This is a genomic window from Tateyamaria pelophila, from assembly GCF_019966495.1.
Classification (GTDB): domain Bacteria; phylum Pseudomonadota; class Alphaproteobacteria; order Rhodobacterales; family Rhodobacteraceae; genus Tateyamaria; species Tateyamaria pelophila.
Window position 1 is genome coordinate 1 of the sequence record NZ_JAIMIA010000204.1, and the last position, 4,962, is coordinate 4,962.

4 protein-coding genes are annotated in these 4,962 nt (G+C 59.8%); all 4 read right to left on the minus strand.

Going from position 1 to position 4,962, the window contains the following annotated elements; genetic code table 11:
• Positions 1–114: 114 nt before the first annotated feature.
• Positions 115–984, minus strand: a complete 870-nt coding sequence (locus tag LC354_RS26285) for a DMT family transporter (protein WP_223428915.1) — start codon at positions 982–984, stop codon at positions 115–117.
• Between the two features lie 313 nt (positions 985–1,297).
• Positions 1,298–2,005 (minus strand): ATP-binding cassette domain-containing protein, encoded by a 708-nt coding sequence (locus tag LC354_RS26290; RefSeq protein WP_223428916.1) that lies wholly within the window; start codon positions 2,003–2,005, stop codon positions 1,298–1,300.
• Complete coding sequence (devC, locus tag LC354_RS26295; protein ID WP_223428917.1) at positions 2,005–3,168, minus strand: ABC transporter permease DevC; 1,164 nt, start codon at positions 3,166–3,168, stop codon at positions 2,005–2,007. The genes LC354_RS26290 and devC overlap by 1 nt, the downstream gene beginning before the upstream one ends.
• A gap of 8 nt (positions 3,169–3,176) precedes the next feature.
• A complete protein-coding gene (locus tag LC354_RS26300; RefSeq protein ID WP_223428918.1) occupies positions 3,177–4,400 on the minus strand; it encodes an HlyD family efflux transporter periplasmic adaptor subunit in 1,224 nt (407 codons plus the stop codon).
• Positions 4,401–4,962: the final 562 nt, after the last annotated feature.

The following is a 4,962-nucleotide window of genomic DNA, read 5'->3' on the forward strand; positions in this document are numbered from 1 at the left end:
CCTCCCGCCCGTTGTTTGAACGAAACTGAATCACAAAACTATGCAATCAAACAAGAATTAATGGGTGTGCTGCCTAATATATGTGACGGAGCGTCATAAAACGTGTCATTTCCGTCAGAGCGTCTTGGGCGCGCGCGTCTCGACCCAAATGTTCAGGTAGTTGCCCGCAAAGATGATGGCTGCGCCCAAAAATACCCAGACACTCACCGCTTCACCGTAAACGAGCATGCCGATCACGGCGATGGTTGGCAGCCTGATGAAGTCAATCGGCACCACAACCGTGGCCGGCGCGATGGCAAGCGCATTGGTCAGGCAGTAATGCGCCAAGAGCCCGGCCAGCCCGATCAGGAACACCCAGGGCAATGCGGCGAGCGTGGGCAGGGCGATGTCACCATCGTACCCGGCCATGATCAATCCCATCACAAGTTGCATCGAGGTCAGCCAGAACATGATGGAGATGATCTTTTCGTGGCGGGTCAGCCGCTTGGTCAGCATGATGGTGATTGCAAAGAAGATGGCGGAGGATGCGGCGGTGATCACGCCGGGACTGAGACCAGACATATCGGGGCGCGCTACAATCAGAATGCCGATAAAGCCCATGAAGGCCGCCAGCGCGCGCACAGGCGTCAGGCGTTCGCCCAGGATCAGGGGGCTCAGTACGATCACCCAGATCGGCGACGTGAACTCGAGCGCAAAGACCTGAGCCAGCGGGATCACTGTCACTGCATAGAACCACAGGTTCTGACCGGTGAAATGCGCGAGGTTGCGGAAAAGGTGGGTCTTGAGCCTGTCGGTCTTGATACTGCTCCATGCGTTGGTTGCCCATGCCACGCTGCAAACGATCAGCACGCCGACCGCGCTGCGAAACAGCATGATTTCAAAGGTATCGAGGGATGTGCTGATTTCCCGTCCGGCCACGGCCATGGATGAAAATGATGCGATGGACCCCGACATCCAGAAGGCTGCTTTGAAGACTGGGTTCATCCGGCATGCGGCCTTGTGTGATCGTGGGTGCAAAACGGCGACTGGCGCTGCCCGAAAGAAGTCAGTCCGTGACGCAGTCGGATCCGCAAAAGAGTTTTTTTGCCTCCGGCGGGGATACTTTTCGCCAAGAGAAGCCTTAGTGCCATGCGACGATCAATCGTTCTTTTGAGGTGCCGAATTTAATACGCAAAAGTAATTTCCATTTCATATGTACTGTGAGGAAGCTGCCCTACACGGCAGGTCTTGAACTCAATCGCCGTTTGACCGTGTCGCGAGCACCGTACATTCGGGGACCATCCATAGGCAACGTGATTCAGCCTGCCTGCGGCGCGGATTGGGTGTCACGGACGAGACGGCCATCCTCGAGCGTTATGATCCTGTCGGCCATGTCCATGATCCGGGCGTCGTGGGTGACCATGACCGTCGTGATGCCGCGGACTACTCCGAGCGCTTTCAGCATCTCGACCACGGTGTGTCCTGACTCCCTGTCGAGTGCGGCGGTGGGTTCATCGGCAAAAATGATTTCGGGATTTGACACCAGCGCACGCGCCACCGCGACGCGCTGTTTCTGCCCGCCCGAGAGGTTTGCGGGAAGATAATCGCGGCGATCGGCCAGTCCCAGCACGTCAAGGATGTGATGCGCTGCGGTGCGTTGTTTGACGGGATCCGCCTTGCCGTGCACCTCAAGCCCCATCAGGACGTTCTGGGTGGCGGTCAGGCTTTCATGCAGGTTGTGCGCCTGAAAGATGAACCCCAACCTGCGCCGCAGGCCAACCATCTGGGCCTCGCTGGCACCGTTCAATTCCTGACCCAACAGGCGCACGCTGCCGTCCTGCACCTCGCGCAGGCATCCCATGAGGGTCAATGCCGTGGTCTTGCCCGATCCGGATGGCCCCATCAGGATGTTCAGACTGCCCCGCTCAATGGTCACATTCAGATCGAACAGAGCCTGTTTGCGCGCTTCTCCCGAGCCGAAAAAATGATTGAGGCCAGTCACCTGGAGCGGGGCTTCATCCGCCATCAGAACAAATCTGCCGGATCGGCGGCGGCGAGGCGTCTGGTGGCGATCGCCCCGGACAGGGTGCAGGCGATGAGCGTGCCAAAAAAGACGAACACGGCGCGGGCGGCCTCCATTTCGACGGGCAAACCGGTCACCGCGTTCAGCGCTGCGTAAAGACCCATTGAGATGACAAAGCCGGGAATGAAGCCGAACACTGCCAGCACGATGGCTTCTTCGAACACGATGCCGAGGAAGAAGGATTGGCCATAGCCCATCGCCTTGAAGGTCGCGTATTCGCTCAAGTGGTCCGCCACGTCCGTTGACAGTACCTGATAGACGATCACCAGACCGACAAGGATGCCCATGAAGACACCGAAACCGAAGATAATCCCCGTGGGGCGTTCGACGGACATGAAGGTCAGATCGGCTTGTGCGGACTCGCCCGTGGTTTGCACCTTGACGCTGATGGCGGGGAGGGCGGCGCGCAGCCGTTGGGCGACGACTTGCGGCGACACACCATCATCGACTTTGAGCAGGATATGGCTGGGCGCGCTGCTGGTCCGGTCCGGGAAGAAACGCAGAAAGGTCTGGTCCGAGGTCATCATCATCCCGTCGGCCAGAAACCCGCCGCCCACATTGATCGTCTCGACAGCCGTGAGCGTTTCGCCACGTGCCTCGAAGGCAAAGCTGCGTCCGGCGTCGATGTCGTCGATCACCGAAGCAGGCATTCCACGCGTATCGCGATCCAGCAAAACGGTGTTCTCGAGGGTCAGGCCGTGCAAAAGGGGTGCGATGTCGGGGGACACGTACTCGGTACTTGTCACATCGACACCGAAGGTCAGCAACGAAACCGAGCTGCCATCGGCGAGCGTGAACGGCAGGTTGTCGATGTAGAGCGGAGCGGCGCCTGCGACACCCGGCACGCCAAGCGCCTGAAACAGGCGGATGCGGGCCACGTTGCCACTGTCGGTAAGCGTATTGCCTTCTTCGGAGGAGATGATGATATCCGCATTCAGCATCGCATACGGGGCAATGGTCGATCCGTTCAACGCCCCCATGATGCCCAATTGCATGAAGACAAGAAGGTTGGCAAAAGCGACCCCGGACACGGCGGCGATCAGGCGGGTCCTGTTGTGCGACAGTTGCAGCCATCCGATTGGCAAGCGCCTGAACAGCAGTGTCAACAGTGCCGTCATTGCGCACGGCCCGCATCGATCCGCACGACGGCCTCGAGGTTGGTGAAGGTCTCCGCCAGGGCCGAGGAGGCCGGATCGAGCGTCACGATCACGTCCACCACACGCGCATCCGTATTAGCGGCAGGATCGTCCGACATGATGGACTGACGGCCGATCTCAAGCCCGATGGCCGAGACGACGCCGCGCAGATCCCGCGCCAGCGCCTCTGCCGAGACCGTGACCGGATCGCCGATGGTCACCCGTCCGATCATGGTCTGATAGACTTCGGCCTCAACCGTCATTTGGGAAGTGTCACCGAGGTCGAAGATCCCGCTCGATGGCGGACGCTCCCCGATGCGCGCGTTGATGTCCAGAACGGTGGCCTGCGCGGGTGCGCGCACAAAAGCGCTGTCGAGGTCCAGGGTCGCGGCGGACAGATCTGCGCGCGCAGCCTCCAGGTTCGCCTCCGACACGGCGATATCCGCCTGCACGGTTTCCGATCCAGCCTCAAAGCGGGACAGGGTCGCGCGGGCGCGCTCCACATCGCGGGCGGCCTCGTTTGCATGGGCGACGATGTCATCGAAAGCGGCGCGTGTTGTTACGCCGCGTTCCAACAACGAGGTGCTCCGCGTCAGCTCCGCTTGCGCCGCTGCCGCCGTGGCTTCTGCGCGGTCGAAGGAGGCTTGTGCCTCTGCCAGACTTGCTGCGTTCGACGCGCGTGTTTGCGCGAGTGTTGCGGTCTGGATGCGCAAATTCGCCTCCGCCGAGGTGACCGCACTTTTCCGTTGTCCGAGGTTGTCCAGGACGGCGAGAATTGCGCCCGCCTCGACATGATCGCCGGGCGAGACGCGGATTTCTGCAATCCGTGCATCACCAGCCCCCGATGGGGGTGCCACGCTGATCACGTCGCCCTTGGGAATGATCCGTCCAAGGGCCACCACATCGCCTTCGCTGATCACTGCGACCTGTTCCTGTGTGGCTACCTGCCGGATCGCAACGGCAATCGGAGTGTCGGTTCCGGCGCCGGGCTCAAGCCCGGTCGCGTTGAAAAAGGCGCGCAGGCCGGGAGGTTGGAAATACATGCCGATCACCGCACCGCTGAACAGCGTCGCCATGAACAGCGGGATCAGCAGCAGCCGTTTCCGGCCGCTTGATTTCGGGTGTCGTGTCGTCTCCGCCTTTGTCGTCCCGGTGTCCTCAAGCGGAAGTACGGGTCCGGACTTGGCTCTGTCTGATGTCATGGGGCTTTGCGATCTCGCTTTGTTTGTCTTCAGATGTCGCCTCTTCCAGGGACGGCATCAAGGTTTTTTGCAATCTTGGGCAGCGTAACCTGCGGACTCTTCGGATATCAGTCAGACATTGGTGCGCAGCGGCATGATGACATAAAATGAGCTTTTGGACGATGCGACCTGTTTGCGAATTGCGTATCGGCCATTTGCGCGCCGTTCAGACTGCGATTCTACGCCGTGCCTTCAAGTTGTGACGACGAAGACCAGTTTGCCATCGGCGCGCTGATCCAGACAGATGGAATTGTGACGCCATTGGCGACAACCGGGACGTCCGATTGAAGCCCGGCGGCAGGCGTGCAGAATTTGCCAAAACGCGCGTCGACGACGACAAGGGGGGGGGTAGGCCGTTAATGGGTGCGCCCCCGAAAAATGCCGATCTGAAGGGAGATTTGAAATTCGTTGCATTGGCTCATGCAGAGAATGCACGTGTGTTTGGTTTAGGATCTGTTGTGAAATAAGGGAATCGGGTGTTTGGGTCTGGACGTTTTCCGAAGGCTCTGATTCATCTTTGCTA

Excerpts from the sequence above, each read along its gene's own strand:
- LC354_RS26290 (WP_223428916.1), bottom strand. The coding sequence starts at position 2,005 with ATGGCGGATGAAGCCCCGCTCCAGGTGACTGGCCTCAATCATTTTTTC.
- LC354_RS26300 (WP_223428918.1), bottom strand. The coding sequence starts at position 4,400 with ATGACATCAGACAGAGCCAAGTCCGGACCCGTACTTCCGCTTGAGGAC.
- LC354_RS26285 (WP_223428915.1), bottom strand. The coding sequence starts at position 984 with ATGAACCCAGTCTTCAAAGCAGCCTTCTGGATGTCGGGGTCCATCGCA.